The 14,139-nt window shown below is 71.1% G+C and carries 11 protein-coding genes; 9 read left to right on the top strand and 2 right to left on the bottom strand.

The window, feature by feature from the left end; all coding sequences use genetic code 11:
* Positions 1-210 precede the first annotated feature (210 nt).
* Positions 211-1,143: an SGNH/GDSL hydrolase family protein gene (locus ACFYPA_RS01320; protein WP_359351897.1), complete on the top strand. Its 933-nt coding sequence runs from the start codon at positions 211-213 to the stop codon at positions 1,141-1,143.
* On the opposite strand, the gene ACFYPA_RS01315 is transcribed toward ACFYPA_RS01320, so the two are convergent.
* Positions 1,133-1,792, bottom strand: a complete 660-nt coding sequence (locus ACFYPA_RS01315; RefSeq protein WP_389128652.1) for a TetR/AcrR family transcriptional regulator — start codon at positions 1,790-1,792, stop codon at positions 1,133-1,135. The two genes, ACFYPA_RS01320 and ACFYPA_RS01315, sit on opposite strands and share 11 nt — an antisense overlap.
* 275 nt (positions 1,793-2,067) lie before the next feature.
* Between ACFYPA_RS01315 and ACFYPA_RS01310 the strand changes: the two genes are divergently transcribed.
* The 5 genes from ACFYPA_RS01310 to ACFYPA_RS01290 all read left to right on the top strand — a co-directional run bounded on the left by ACFYPA_RS01310 (position 2,068) and on the right by ACFYPA_RS01290 (position 9,361).
* Entirely contained in the window at positions 2,068-3,603 is a 1,536-nt protein-coding gene (locus tag ACFYPA_RS01310) for an ABC transporter substrate-binding protein (RefSeq protein WP_389128649.1), read from the top strand.
* Between the two features lie 28 nt (positions 3,604-3,631).
* The gene (locus ACFYPA_RS01305) at positions 3,632-4,573 is read left to right on the top strand and encodes an ABC transporter permease (protein ID WP_359079960.1); all 942 of its coding nucleotides are present in this window, start codon (positions 3,632-3,634) and stop codon (positions 4,571-4,573) included.
* Positions 4,570-6,390, top strand: coding sequence for a dipeptide/oligopeptide/nickel ABC transporter permease/ATP-binding protein (locus ACFYPA_RS01300; protein ID WP_359079962.1), 1,821 nt, complete (start codon positions 4,570-4,572; stop codon positions 6,388-6,390). Before ACFYPA_RS01305 ends, ACFYPA_RS01300 begins: the two co-directional genes overlap by 4 nt.
* Complete coding sequence (locus ACFYPA_RS01295; RefSeq protein WP_359079964.1) at positions 6,387-7,232, top strand: ATP-binding cassette domain-containing protein; 846 nt, start codon at positions 6,387-6,389, stop codon at positions 7,230-7,232. Before ACFYPA_RS01300 ends, ACFYPA_RS01295 begins: the two co-directional genes overlap by 4 nt.
* Positions 7,233-7,546: 314 nt before the next feature.
* Positions 7,547-9,361 carry an ABC transporter ATP-binding protein gene (locus tag ACFYPA_RS01290; protein WP_359079966.1) on the top strand — a complete coding sequence of 605 codons (1,815 nt, stop codon included), beginning with the start codon at positions 7,547-7,549 and terminating at the stop codon, positions 9,359-9,361.
* Between the two features lie 31 nt (positions 9,362-9,392).
* Here ACFYPA_RS01290 and ACFYPA_RS01285 read toward each other — a convergent pair whose 3' ends face one another.
* A complete protein-coding gene (locus ACFYPA_RS01285) occupies positions 9,393-10,376 on the bottom strand; it encodes a LuxR family transcriptional regulator (protein WP_359079968.1) in 984 nt (327 codons plus the stop codon).
* A gap of 192 nt (positions 10,377-10,568) precedes the next feature.
* Here ACFYPA_RS01285 and ACFYPA_RS01280 point away from each other — a divergent pair, with 192 nt between their 5' ends.
* The 3 genes from ACFYPA_RS01280 to gap all read left to right on the top strand — a co-directional run bounded on the left by ACFYPA_RS01280 (position 10,569) and on the right by gap (position 14,122).
* Positions 10,569-11,981, top strand: coding sequence for an aminopeptidase P family protein (locus tag ACFYPA_RS01280; RefSeq protein WP_359079969.1), 1,413 nt, complete (start codon positions 10,569-10,571; stop codon positions 11,979-11,981).
* Between the two features lie 74 nt (positions 11,982-12,055).
* A complete protein-coding gene (locus tag ACFYPA_RS01275; RefSeq protein ID WP_359079971.1) occupies positions 12,056-13,012 on the top strand; it encodes a helix-turn-helix domain-containing protein in 957 nt (318 codons plus the stop codon).
* A 111-nt stretch (positions 13,013-13,123) separates the two neighbouring features.
* A complete protein-coding gene (gene gap / locus ACFYPA_RS01270; RefSeq protein WP_359079973.1) occupies positions 13,124-14,122 on the top strand; it encodes a type I glyceraldehyde-3-phosphate dehydrogenase in 999 nt (332 codons plus the stop codon).
* Positions 14,123-14,139 lie beyond the last annotated feature (17 nt).

Genomic DNA, 14,139 nt, shown 5'->3' with positions numbered 1-14,139 from the left:
CAAAAACGTATGGTGATCGGTTTTCAGTGTCAAGGGCTCGCGCGGACGGGGTGTGGGCGGCCTATCGGTCCGGGATTTCTTTTCGGCAGGGCTCTTGACGGCCAGAAACCGATCACCGTACGGTTTTCGTGCTCGGGCGGCCTGCTCCGATGAGCTCTCCTCTGCCGCCCGGCCCACCCGCTCCGCTCTGCCACGAATCGAGGAACGGTCATGTCGGTATCCGGTCGGTCATCCACCCCTGCGCACCGTGCGGCGGTCCCGTCCGCGTCAGTCACCGGCGCGGGCTCCCGTGCCCCGCGTCTGGCTTTCGCCGCGGCGGCCGCCGCCGCCCTGCTGATCGGCGCCGCGGCGCCCGGCGTCGCAGCACCGGCCGGCGAGCGGGCCGCGCAGGGGGAGCACTATGTCGCCCTCGGCGACTCGTACAGTTCCGGCCCCGGGATTCCGCAGCAGACCGACACGGTCTGCGGCCGCTCCGACCGGAACTACCCGTCACTCGTGGCGAACGCCGTCGGCGCGGCCGAGTTCACCGACGTCACGTGCGCCGGAGCCGACACCACGCACATGGCGGGCAGTCAGGAATCGGTGCCGCCCCAGCTCGACGCGCTCGGCCCGGACACCACGCTGGTCACCCTGGGGGTCGGCGGCAATGACCTCGACCTGACGGGAGTCATCACCCGCTGCGTGCTGGTGGCCTACCTGTCACCGTACGGCTCGCCGTGCAAGCACAGCTTCACGCTGTTCGGCACGGACGAGATCGGCTCCCGGATCAACTCGACGGCGCCGAAGATCGACGTGGTGCTGAACGAGATCCACGCCCGTTCGCCGCAGGCCAGGGTCCTGCTGGTCGGCTACCCCTCGCTCCTGCCGGACGACGGCACGGCCTGCCGCCAGACGATCCCGCTGGCCGTGGGCGACTTCCCGTGGGTGCGGGACAAGGAGAAGTACCTCAACACGATGCTGGCGCAGCGGGCCGGCGCCGACTACGTCGACACCTACGGGCCGTCCGTCGGGCACGACGCCTGCAAGGCGGCCGGTGACCGCTGGATCGAACCGGCGGACTCCGCCGAGGGCGCGGGGTTCCACCCGAACGCGACCGGGCACAGGAGCATGGCCGATGCGGTCCTCGCCACCCTCAACGACTGACGTCCCCAGCGGCTTCCCCGCGCTCCGGTCGCAGCCCGTGCATCCGCAGGAAGGCGCGGACCTGCTCCGCCATGTCCACGGTGTCCGGCTCCAGCAGCCACTGGGTCTGCAACCCGTCCATCAGGGCGAGCCACTGCTGGGCCACGGCCGCCGGATCGCCCCTGGCCCCCGGTCGGGCCGCCGCGAACAGCGCCTCCAGGAGTTCGGTCATCTCCCGGCGAAGCACGCGGTAGCGCTTCACGAAGTACTGGTGGGCGGGGTGTTCCGGATCGGACGCCTCCGCCGCCAGCTTCGCGTACAGGGCGACGAGGCCCGGCGTCCGGGCGTTACGGACGACGACCTCGACCAGCCGGTGCAGCCGCTCCTCGGGCTCCGGCTCAGGGGCGTCCGGTCGCAGGATGCCGGGGAAGAGCAGTCGCGCGTCGACTTCGTCCCGGAGGCTCAGTACCTCCAGGAGCAGCGCCTCCTTGCCGGGGAAGTGGTGCAGCAGGCCGGCGTGGGTGAGCCCGGCGTGTGCGGCGATGTCGCGGAGCGAGACCGCGTGGAAGCCGGAGCGGGCGAACAGTTCGGTCGCCGACCCGAGGATGCGGGCGCGGGTGCGTTCGCCCTTCGACAGGCGTTGCGGCACGCCCGGCCGATGATCGTTCACTTCGGAGGTCTCCAGCGGCAGTCGGTCGTTGCCCGGCAGTCTCGCGCATCTGCTGCCCGGGAGTGCCGGAGGGTCGCGCTACGGCTCCGGCGTGCGTCGCCGCCGCCGCGCGAAGGGCCCTTCCCCGCCTCGTTCCGAGGCGTCGGCCGGCAGAACTTACCGGCTGGTTGATTTCACAGATCGAAAACCTACCAAGTGGTTAATTCCGTGTGTAGGCTCACCCGCAATCTTCCCCGGGGCGCACACTCCCCGGCTCTCCAGACGGAGCGAAAGACATGAGCAGAACAGCCCGAATCGCGACGGCGGCCGCCTGCGTCGCGGCATCACTCGCCCTCGCGGGTTGCGGAGGCGCCGGCAACGGCGCCGAGGGCGCCGGGTCCTCGACGCTGACCATCGCGACGATGACCCTCCCGCAGAGCCTCGACCCCGCCGTGGCCACCGGGAGCGCGCTGCCGTTCTTCCAGACGGTGTACGACACCCTCATCAAGCGCGAGCCGGACGGCAGCTTCAGCCCGATGCTCGCGACGGAGTGGAAGTACGACGCGGATCGCACCCGGCTCGCCCTGACCCTGCGGGCGGACGTGAAGTTCGCCGACGGAAGCGTCTTCGACGGTGCGGCGGTCAAGGCGAACCTGGAGCGCTTCCGGAAGGGCGGCGGAGCCTCCGCGAAGTGGCTGGCCGACCTGGAGGCGGTCGAGGTCGTCGACGCCACCCACGTCACGCTGAAGCTCAAGCAGGCCGACCCGGCCCTGGAGTTCTACCTGAGCGACGCGCCCGGTCTGATGGCGAACCCCAAGCAGTTCGCAGGGGGCGAAAGCCTCACGACCACACCGGACGGCACGGGCCCGTACCGCCTGGACAAGGCCAGGACGACGGTCGGTACCAAGTGGTCCTACGCGCGCAACGCGGACTACTGGGGCAAGAAGCTCCCGTACGAGCACATCACCATCAGCTTCTTCGATAACGAGACCGCCATCTCCAACGGCCTCAAGACCGGACAGATCAACGCGGCTCTCCTGCAGACGGCGGACCAGCAGGTGGCCATCGAGGCCGGCTCCGAGGTCAAGACGCAGAAGCAGGAGATCGACTTCCAGGGCCTGCTGCTCTTCGACCGGGGAGGCAAGCTGACACCGGCGCTGCGCGACCCCCGCGTGCGGCAGGCGCTCAACTACGCCGTCGACCGTGACACGATGCTCGACCGGATCCGTCAGGGCCGCGGCGAGACCACCGACCAGGTCTTCGGCCCCGAGACCCAGGCGTACGACAAGAAGCTGGACTCGTACTACTCCCACGACCCGGCCAAGGGCAAGGCGCTGCTCAAGGAGGCCGGGTACGGAGACGGATTCACCCTCAAGCTGCCCCGGATCCAGGCGATCGTGAACGACGCACTCGCGTCCTCGCTCCAGTCGGACTTCGAGGCCATCGGTGTGAAGCTCGTGTGGGACAACCTGGACGGCGCGTCAGCGGTCCAGAAGGTGTTCAAGGACCGGGCCTACTCCGGCATGGTCATGAACATCGGCCAGCCCACCTCCGACTGGGCGGCCGCCAACGACCTCGTCACGCCCGGCGCGTTCAACATGTTCGGTACGACGGACGCGACCACCCAGAAGCTGCTGCCGCGCATCCGGACGGGCACCGCGGCCGAGGCGAAGCCGGCCGCACAGGAGCTCAACCGGCACCTCGTCGAGGACGGCTGGTTCGTGCCCTTCTACCGGATGAGCTACCTCCACGTCTCGGACGGCACCGTGAAGATCAGCCCGCAGTCCGGCATGGCCGTTCCCTCGATCTACAACTACGCGCCGGCCAAGTAGCGCACCGCTCCGACGGATACCGAGTGTCATGCTGAATTTCATCGCCCGCAGGATCGCCTCGGGCGCCGTGCTCCTGATCGTCATCTCCTTCCTCTCCTACCTGCTCCTGTCGATCCCGCACATCGACGTGGGACGGCAGTTGCTCGGGACGAGCGCCACGCAGGACGCCGTCGACGCCAAGAACGCCTCCCTGGGCCTCGACAGTTCGGTCGTGCGGCAGTACGGGAGCTGGCTGTCGCACGCCGTCCGGGGTGATCTCGGCAGCTCCTGGTTCACGAGTGAGGACGTGGGCCAGGCCGTCGGCAACCGGCTGCCGGTCACGGCGAGCCTGATGCTCGGAGTCACGGCCGTCACCACGGTCCTGGCGTTCCTCCTCGGCGTGTGGGCGGGCGTGCGCCGCGGAGCGGTCGACCGGTTCGTCCAGATACTCGGCGTGGTGGGGTACGCCCTGCCGGGGTTCCTGCTGACCCTGGTCCTGGTCCTGGTCTTCGCTGTCCGGCTGGACTGGTTCCCCGCCATCGGCTACACCGGCTTCACGGACTCGCCCAGCGGCTGGCTGTCCACCGTCACCCTGCCGGTCCTGTCCCTGTCCGTGGCGTCCGTAGCGGGCGTCTCCCAGCAGGTGCGCGGCGCCGTCATCGACGTCCTGCGACAGGACTACGTACGCACCCTGCGGGCCCGCGGACTGCCGCAGTCCCGGATCGTGTTCAAGCACGTGCTCCGCAACGCCTCCGCGCCCGCGCTGTCGGTGCTGGGCATGCAGTTCGTGGGACTGCTCGGCGGCGCCGTACTCGTCGAGCAGATCTTCGGCCTGCCCGGCATCGGCAGCATGACCGTCACCTACACCACCCGCGGCGACATCCCCGTGATCATGGCGCTCGTCATGCTCACCGTGGTCGGTGTCGTCCTGATCAACCTGCTCGTCGACGTCCTGATCGGCTGGCTCAACCCCAAGGCGAGGGCCGCATGAGCGAGAACCTCACAGCGACGGCCGCCCCCGGCCCCACCGTCGCCCCACCGCCGGGCGACAAGCCGAACCCGGTACGCCCCCGCGGCGCCATCCGGCGGGTGCTGCGCAACCCCCTGGGCGGAGCATCCGCGGTACTCCTCCTCCTCATCGTCCTGGCGGTCGTACTCGCGCCCCTGATCGCACCGCAGGAACCCGGCGCCTCCGTGCTCGCCGACGCGTTCGCCGACCCGAGCGCCGGGCACCCGCTCGGCATGGACTCGGCGGGACGCGACATCCTGTCCCGCGTGCTGTACGGCGGGCGCAACACGCTCGGCGGGGCCCTGCTCGCCCTCGCCATCGCCCTGGCACTCGGTGTGCCGTCCGGGCTCTTCGCCGGCTACCACGGCGGCCGGTTCGACTCGGTCGCCAACTGGACCGTCAACCTCGTCATGGCACTGCCCGCCATGGTCGTCCTGCTGGCGTCCCGCGCCATCCTCGGCCCCAATGTCTGGGTGCTGATGATCGTGCTCGGCGTCCTGGTGGCACCCAGCTTCTTCCGCCTGGTGCGCGGCATCGTCGCCAACGTACGGGGCGAGCTGTACGTGGATGCCGCGAAGGTCTCCGGCCTGTCCGACGCCCGCATCGTCGCCCGCCACGTGCTGACCGTCGTGCGCGGCCCCATCATCATCCAGGTCGCCCTCGTCGCCGGCATCGCCATCGCACTCCAGGCCGGTCTCGAGTTCCTCGGCGTCGGCAGCGGATCGACGGCCACCTGGGGCGCCATGCTCAACGAGGCGTTCCAGAACATCCAGCGCGCACCCCTGCTCATCCTGTGGCCGGGCCTCGCCCTCGGCCTCACCAACTGCGCCCTCGTCCTCATGGCCGGCGCGGTGCGGGACGCCCTGGAGGAGCAGACCCCGCGACCGCGGTCCGCACGCCGACGGCCCCCCGCCCCGGCCACCGCCGGTCAGCAGGATTCCGGCCGGCCGACGGCGCCCCGCGCTGCCCTCCTGTCCGTACGCGGCCTCGCCGTCGCCTACGCCCAGCCCGACGGAGCGGACAAGGAGGTCGTGCACGGCGTCGACCTCGACGTGCACCCCGGTGAAATCGTCGGACTCGTCGGCGAATCCGGCTCCGGCAAGACGCAGACCGCCTTCTCGATCCTCGGCATCCTGCCGGACGGCGGCCGCGTCACGCGCGGCAGCATCACCGTCAACGGCCGTGAGGCGGCCGGGATGAGCGAGCGCGACCACCGCGCCCTGCGCGGCAGGACAGTCGGGTACGTCCCGCAGGAACCGATGAGCAACCTCGACCCCGCGTTCACCATCGGCAGCCAGCTCATGGAACCCCTCCGCCACCACCTCGGGCTCTCCCGCAAGGAGGCAGCCGCCCGGGCCCTGGAACTCCTGCGCTTCGTGGAGATTCCCGAGCCGGAACGCGCCCTGCGCCTCTACCCGCACGAGATCTCCGGCGGTATGGCCCAGCGCGTCCTCATCGCCGGCGCGATGTCCTGCGACCCGGAACTCCTGATCGCCGACGAACCGACCACCGCGCTCGACGTACGGGTCCAGGCGGAGGTCCTCGGCCTGCTGCGCCGCCTGCAGAAGGAGCGCGGACTCGGCGTGCTGCTGGTCACCCACAACCTCGGAGTCGTCGCCGACGTCTGCGACCGGGTGGCGGTGATGAACACCGGCCGCATCGTGGAGACCGGCACCGCCGAGCAGGTCCTCGGCCAACCGCAGGACCCGTACACACGCACCCTGCTCGCCGCCGTACTCGACGACGCTCCCACGCGTGCCCCCTGGCACCCCCGAGCAGCAAGGACCGCCACCGCATGAACACGCAACAGGACGCCGGCCCTTCGAACGACCTGCTCACCGTCCGCGACCTGCGGGTCTCCTTCCCCGGCAAGGGCCGGCGCGTCCCCGACACCGAAGTCCTCAAGGGGGTGGACCTCACCGTCCGACCCGGCGAAACCCTCGGCCTGGTCGGCGAGTCCGGCTCGGGGAAGTCCACCATCGGCCGGGCGGTCCTCGGCCTCGTCCCCGTACGCTCCGGCTCCATCACCTTCGACGGAGAACGGATCGAACGGGCCGATGCCCGCCGCCGCCGCGCCCTCAGCCGCGACCTCCAGGTCATCTTCCAGGACCCCTACACCTCGCTGAACCCCGCCCGCACCATCGGCGACACCCTCGCCGAACCCCTCATCGGCCAGGGCGCGGCCACCCGCGATGCCCGGGGCAGGGTCGCGGACCTGCTGGACCGGGTCCACCTCCCCTCGGATGCCGCGGCCCGCCTGCCGAGGGAGTTCTCCGGTGGCCAGCGCCAGCGCGTCGCCATCGCCCGCGCCCTGGCCCTGCGCCCCCGCCTCGTCATCTGCGACGAACCCGTGTCCGCACTCGACCTCACCACCCAGCGCACGGTCCTCGACCTCCTCCTGGAGATCCAGGAGGACACGGGCGTCTCGTACCTGTTCGTCTCCCACGATCTGTCCGTGGTCCGCTTCATGAGTCACCGGGTGTCGGTGATCCACCGGGGCGAGATCGTGGAGACGGGCGACGCGGCGACGGTCACCTCGCAACCCGGCCACAGCTACACCCGCACCCTGCTGCTCTCATCACCGGTGGCGGACGTGGCCGAGCAACGGCGGCGGCGCGCCGCGGCGCCTACGGGCCGCTGACCGGGCCACGTCGCTCCGGGTCCGCCCATCGCGAGAGCGAAGCGCGGATTTCGGCAGTGCGGGCGGCCACACTTCCGTCGGCAGACCGCCACCCGGAAAAACGCTTGGACTCGGCGGGTGCGGGGGCGGGACACTGAAACCCCTCGCCGAACCCCTCTCGTACTCACCCCGGCACACCGCCGCACGCCGTGTGCCGCAGGATCACCCCGGCGAGGGCACTCCACTCGAAACCGAAGTTCCGCGCGGCCGGTGAGGCAAGCGCCTCCTTCCGCAGCAGCACGTGGCGGGCGGCCGCACGACCACACAGGGTTGGTATGGGATCGCCTGAATCACACGAAGCGCCGGGCAGGGGCTCCGTGCTCCTCGCACTTCGTTACTACGGAAAGGAGCTGGCCCGCCGAAAACGGCTGACCTTACCCGCGATGCTGATGCCGGCCATGGGCAACATCGGCATCAACTACGTCGCCCCGCTCGTCGTCGCCAAGCTCGTCGGCCACATCGCCGGTGACGGGGACGACGACATCGGCTCGATGCTCCCCTACGTCCTCGCCTTCGCCGGCGTGCTGCTCCTCGCGGAGGTCTGCTGGCGCGTGGGCGTGCACTTCCTCAACCGCCTCGACTCCCTCGGCATCGAGCACCTGTACGTGCAGGGCATGGATGAGCTGTACGCCAAGGACGCCTCGTTCTTCCACGACAACTTCGCCGGATCGCTCACCAAGCGAGTCCTGAGCTTCGCCTCGCGCTTCGAGGAGTTCGTCGACACGCTGACGTTCTCCGTCGTGGGCAGCTTCGTGCCGCTGATCTTCGGATCGGTGGTGCTGTGGCGTTACGAACCCCTGCTCGTCATCGTCCTGTTGACGATGATCGCGACGACGGCGCTGTGCGCGGCCCCGCTCATCCGCCGCCGGCAGGCCCTCGTCGGAGAGCGGGAGCAGGCGATCGCCCGGGTGGCCGGCCACGTGGCCGACAGCCTCATGAATATGGACACGGTCCGGGCGTTCGCCGCCGAGGGCCGCGAGGCGGCCGAGCACCGTACCCGCGTCGCGGAGTCCCGACGGCTCACGCTGCGTTCCTGGGACTACGGCAACCTCCGCATCGACACGCTCGTCGCGCCGATGTCCGTGCTGACCAACGCCCTGGGCCTGCTGCTCGCCGTTGCTCTCAGCGGAGGCGGGAACGGCGTCGAGGCGGTGGTCGTCGCCTTCATGTACTACTCCAACGCCACACGGATCATGTTCGAGTTCAACCAGATCTACCGCCGGCTGGAGAGCTCGATGACGGAGGCCGCCCAGTTCACCGAACTGCTGCTGACGCCGCCGGCCCTGCGCGACCCGGAGTCGCCCGAACCGCTGCTGTCCCGGGCGGCCGACGTACGCTTCGAGCAGGTGACGTTCGCCCACGCGGGAGCGCCGCCGCTGTTCGAGTCCCTCGACCTGTCCGTGTGCAGCGGTGCGAAGATCGGCCTGGTCGGCCGGTCCGGTGGCGGCAAGACCACGCTCAGCCGTCTGCTGCTGCGGATGACGGACATCGACGGCGGCCGGATCCTGATCGGCGGTCAGGACATCAGCAGACTGCGCCAGGCCGACGTGCGGAGCATGATCGCCTATGTGCCGCAGGACCCCGCGATGTTCCACCGCACACTGCGGGACAACATCGCGTTCGCCCGGCCCGACGCCACCGACGCCGAGATCCGCCGCGCGGCCAGGGCCGCACACGTCACGGAGTTCGCCGACGCGTTGCCCGAGGGCTTCGACACGATGGTGGGGGAGCGCGGCGTGAAGCTGTCCGGCGGACAGCGCCAGCGTGTCGCCCTCGCCAGGGCGATCCTGCGCGACGCGCCGATCCTGCTGCTCGACGAGGCGACCAGCGCCCTGGACTCGGAGAGCGAGATCCTCGTCCAGGAAGCGCTGTGGCGGCTCATGGACGGGCGGACGGCCCTCGTGGTGGCACACCGGCTGAGCACGGTCGCCACCATGGACCGGCTCGTGGTGCTGGACCGCGGCCGGATCATCGAGCAGGGCACGCACCACGAACTGCTCGCGTCGGACGGGGCCTACGCGAAGCTGTGGCAGCACCAGTCCGGCGGCTTCCTCGACGATCCGGCCCGGCCGCAGGCCGACGTGATCTGAACGGGAGCGGGCGCGGCCCGGCCGCGCCCGCTCACAGCCACCCCGAGCGCTGTGCCTGCAGAGCCATCTGGAAGCGGTTCGCGGCGCCCAGCCGGGCCATCAGGATCGACAGACGGCGAAACAGCGTCCGGCGGCTGATGCCCATCTCACGGGCGATCACATCGTCGCTCGCGCCGCCGGCCAGGAGCCACAGGAGGCGGCGGTCGCCGGGTGGCAGACCGCCCGGCCGGGTGGCGTGACCGTGGAACGGCAGGGCGTTCCGCCAGGACTGTTCGAACAGCGCCACGAGTGCCGAGAGCAGACCGCAAGGCTGCACGACGAGCATCGTGTTGTGCACGTCGGCCTCCTTGATCGACAACGACACGAGCGCGTACGCCTCGTCGATGATCACCAGCTTGACCGGCACGGAGGGCAGGACCCGGGCCTGTTCGCCGGCGCTGACGCACGGCTCGATGACGTCCCGCAGATGGCCCGGATGTTCCAGCGACTCCCGCGAGTACACGACACGCTGCGTCACCCCGCGGGCGAGCGTGGCCAGCGCGTCGTCCGTCGCACCGGGCAGCGGGAAGTACGGCGGCGACTCGAACTGCCGGATCTGGTCCCGGGCACTGGCCCAGGCCTGACGGATCCTGGGACCGACGGCGTCACCGGTCACCACCTCGACGAGATGGTCGTTGTACGCCGCGAGCCGCTGTCGCCGGAACGACTCGAACGCGCCCCCGACCGCGATGCGTGACTCCTCGACCTCGGCCGCCCGGTGCCGCGCCAGGATCTCCAGCCCCGCGGTGGGCGGAACCGGTGCCACTACCTCCTCGCCCTCCTCGGCGGCACTGGCCAGACCGGCGTCGACCAGCGCCGCGTACGCCGTGGCGAACTCCGTGCGGTCGAGGCCGGCCGCGGATCCGATCGCGTCCAGCGGGGCGGGGGCCAGATCCAGGAGGGCCAGATAGACGCGGCTCGCCGTCCGGTCGATGCCCAGGAGCCGCAGGGCCTCCCCGAGTTTCACGTTCGTCATACCCGCCATTATCGACCGCCCCCGCCCGAGGTCTGGCTGATCTGTGCCACTGGCGGGACTGGGCGTCAGGGCCCCGCCCTGCGGGATAGCGTCCGGGAGCCGCCGGCGACCGGCGGCAGCGAGGGTGCGCGTCCGGAGGTCTCCGTTCGCGCGCCCTCGCGCCGAGGAACCATCCCGAAGAAGGAGAATGACGTGGCGAAGGGCCGAAAGAACGGTCTCTACTCAGGGATCTCGGAGGAACTGTCCGCCCTGATGCGCACCGGTTGGGCCGACACCGAGCAGCACGACCTGCGGCCCGACGAGCAGGCCCCGCACGCGGCGCTCCGCCGTGCCGCGCTCTCCGCCCGCTTCCCCGGCGAGCGCCTCGTGATCCCCTCCGGCAACCTCAAGGTCCGGTCGAACGACGACACCTACCCCTTCCGCCCGTACTCGGGCTACGTACACATGACGGGCGACCGGGCCCGGGACGGCGCGCTCGTCCTCGAACCGCGCCCGGACGGCGGCCACGACGCCTACTGCTTCCAGCTGCCCCGGGACAGCAGGGACAACGACGAGTTCTGGACCGGCCCCACGGCGGAGCTCTGGATGGGCCGGCGCCGCTCCCTCGCCGAGTCGGAACGCGTGCTCGGTCTGCCCTGCCGCGACGTCCGCACGGCGGCCGGTGACCTGGCGGCCGCCTCCCGTGTGCCGACCCGGATCGTGCGCGGTGTCGACCCGGCCCTGGAGGCCGCCGTCAGCACCGACGAGGAGCGCGACGCCGACCTCGAAGAGGCACTCGGCGACCTCCGCCTCGTCAAGGACGACTGGGAGATAGGCGAGCTCCGCAAAGCGGTCGACTCCACCGTGCGCGGGTTCACCGACGCGGTCGGCGAGCTCTCCGGGGCGGTCGCCTCCTCCGAGCGCTGGATCGAGGGCACGTTCCTGCGCCGCGCCCGGCTGGAAGGCAACTCCGTGGGCTACGGCACCATCTGCGCCGCCGGCGACCACGCCACGATCATGCACTGGACGGACAACGACGGCCCGGTGCGCCCGGGCGAGCTGCTCCTGTTCGACGCCGGCGTGGAGACCCACACCCTCTACACCGCGGACGTCACCCGCACGCTGCCGATCAGCGGAACGTTCACCCCCGTGCAGCGCAAGGTCTACGACGCGGTGTACGAAGCCCAGGAGGCCGGCATGGCGGCCGTCAAGCCGGGCGCCGCGTACCGCGACTTCCACGAGGCGGCCCAGCGACACCTCGCGGTCCGGCTGGTCGAGTGGGGCTTCATCGAGGGTCCGGCGGAGCGTGCGTACGCACTCGGCCTCCAGCGCCGCTTCACCATGGCGGGCACCGGCCACATGCTCGGTCTGGACGTCCATGACTGCGCGCAGGCCCGGCACGAGGAGTACGTCGGCGGCGCCCTGGAGCCCGGCATGGTGCTCACCGTCGAGCCCGGCCTGTACTTCCAGCCCGACGACCTCACCGTCCCCGAGGAGTGGCGCGGCATCGGTGTCCGGATCGAGGACGACCTGCTCGTGACCGCGGACGGCCACGAGAACCTGTCGGCCGGCCTGCCGCGCTCGGCCGAGGACGTCGAGGCGTGGATGGCCCGGTTCGCGGGCTGAGCAGGGGCACGACCCCCGCCCGCGCCGACGGATCTGTTCGCCGGCGCGGCCGGGCCCCTCGTACGCTGTGTCCCGTGTCAGCCTCCCGTCTTCACCGCACCGCCGTCCTCGTCCTGGAGGGCGCGAAGCCGCTCGATGTCGGGATCCCCGCGCAGGTGTTCACCACGCGCGCGAGCATGCCGTACGAGGTACGGGTGTGCGGCGCCGCGCCCGGCCTCGTGACCGGCGGTGACGGGCTGTCGTACCACGTCGCCGACGGTCTCGACGCGTTGGAGTGGGCCGACATCGTCTTCATCCCCGGCTACCGCTTTCCGGACCGCGACGACCCGCCGCAGGCCGTCGTCGACGCACTCGTCGCCGCCCACGACCGGGGCGCGCGGCTCGCGGCCATCTCCACCGGGGCCTTCGCGCTCGCCGCCACGGGCCTGCTCGACGGCAGGCGGGCGACGACGCACTGGCACTACGCGCGGGCGCTCGCGGCGAAGCACCCCCTCGTCCAGGTCGACGAGAACGTCCTGTTCGTCGACGAGGGCAGCGTCCTGACCTCCGCCGGCGCCGCCTCCGGGATCGACCTGTGCCTGCACATCCTGCGCGGCGACCTCGGCGTGGCCGCGGCCAATCACGCCGCCCGGCGCCTGGTGGCGGCGCCCTACCGCAGCGGCGGCCAGGCGCAGTACGTGCCGCGCAGCGTGCCCGAACCACTCGGCGAACGGTTCGCCGCCACCCGCGAGTGGGCGCTGCACCGCCTCGGTGAGCCGCTCACCCTCGACGCGCTCGCCCGGCACGCCGCGGTCTCGCCGCGCACACTCTCGCGGCGCTTCGTCGAGGACACCGGCTACACGCCGATGCAGTGGGTCATGCGGGCCCGCGTCGACATGGCCCGCGAGCTGCTGGAGCGTTCGGAGCAGAGCATCGAGCAGATCGCCGCGGAGACCGGACTCGGTACGGGGACCAATCTGCGGCTCCACTTCCAGCGCATTCTCGGCACCACACCGAGCGAGTACCGGCGCACGTTCGCCCGTGCCGGGTAGCCCCGCGCCCGGTGGCGTGATCCTTTCGAACCGTGGCGCTCACGCCGCTGCCACGACAGGGGTGCGGCGAGCGAACCTTGGTGGCGAACCGCAGGGACGAAGGGACACCCCATGACTCGCATCGCCATCAACGGATTCGGCCGCATCGGACGCAACGTGCTGCGCGCACTGCTGGAGCGCGACAGCGACCTCGAAGTCGTCGCCGTCAACGACCTCACCGAGCCCGCCGCCCTGGCGCGGCTGCTCGCGTTCGACTCGACCGCCGGCCGGCTGGGCCGCCCGGTGACACTCGAGGGGGACGTCCTCGTCGTCGACGGCCGCCGCGTCAAGGTGGTCGCCGAGCGCGATCCGGCGCGGCTTCCCTGGGCCGAGCTCGACGTCGACATCGTGCTGGAGGCCACCGGCCGTTTCACGTCCGCGAAGGCCGCTCGCGCCCACATCGACGCCGGCGCGAAGAAGGTGCTCGTCAGCGCGCCGTCCGACGGTGCCGACGTCACGCTCGCGTTCGGGGTCAACACCGACGCGTACGACCCGGCCCTGCACACGATCGTCTCGAACGCCTCGTGCACGACCAACGCCCTCGCGCCGCTGGCCCAGGTGCTCGACGAACTCGCCGGGATCGAACACGGTTTCATGACGACGGTGCACGCCTACACGCAGGAGCAGAACCTGCAGGACGGCCCGCACCGCGACGCCCGCCGTGCCCGCGCCGCCGGTGTGAACATCGTGCCGACCACGACCGGCGCCGCCAAGGCGATCGGCCTGGTGCTGCCCAACCTCGAGGGCAAGCTGTCGGGCGACTCGATCCGCGTACCCGTGCCGGTGGGCTCGATCGTCGAGCTCAACACGACGGTGGCCCGCGACGTCTCGCGCGAGGACGTGCTCGCGGCCTACCGCGCCGCGGCGGACGGGCCGCTCGCCGGGGTCCTGGAGTACTCCGAGGACGCACTCGTCTCGTCCGACATCACGGGCAACCCGGCCTCGTCGATCTTCGACTCGGAGCTCACCCGGGTCGAGGGCCGGCACATCAAGGTCGTCGCCTGGTACGACAACGAGTGGGGCTTCTCGAACCGTGTCATCGACACGCTCCAGCTCCTCGCCAACGGCTGACCCGCAGCGGGGCCCCG

The organism is Streptomyces sp. NPDC005775 (assembly GCF_042871565.1).
Lineage (GTDB): Bacteria > Actinomycetota > Actinomycetes > Streptomycetales > Streptomycetaceae > Streptomyces.
The sequence above is the reverse complement of the archived record's forward strand: the minus strand, read 5'-3'. Positions and strand labels throughout refer to the sequence as shown.

Coding starts and splice junctions, on each gene's coding strand:
- ACFYPA_RS01320 (WP_359351897.1), top strand. CDS start 211: ATGTCGGTATCCGGTCGGTCATCCACCCCTGCGCACCGTGCGGCGGTC.
- ACFYPA_RS01310 (WP_389128649.1), top strand. CDS start 2,068: ATGAGCAGAACAGCCCGAATCGCGACGGCGGCCGCCTGCGTCGCGGCA.
- ACFYPA_RS01305 (WP_359079960.1), top strand. CDS start 3,632: ATGCTGAATTTCATCGCCCGCAGGATCGCCTCGGGCGCCGTGCTCCTG.
- ACFYPA_RS01300 (WP_359079962.1), top strand. CDS start 4,570: ATGAGCGAGAACCTCACAGCGACGGCCGCCCCCGGCCCCACCGTCGCC.
- ACFYPA_RS01295 (WP_359079964.1), top strand. CDS start 6,387: ATGAACACGCAACAGGACGCCGGCCCTTCGAACGACCTGCTCACCGTC.
- ACFYPA_RS01290 (WP_359079966.1), top strand. CDS start 7,547: ATGGGATCGCCTGAATCACACGAAGCGCCGGGCAGGGGCTCCGTGCTC.
- ACFYPA_RS01285 (WP_359079968.1), bottom strand. CDS start 10,376: ATGACGAACGTGAAACTCGGGGAGGCCCTGCGGCTCCTGGGCATCGAC.
- gap (WP_359079973.1), top strand. CDS start 13,124: ATGACTCGCATCGCCATCAACGGATTCGGCCGCATCGGACGCAACGTG.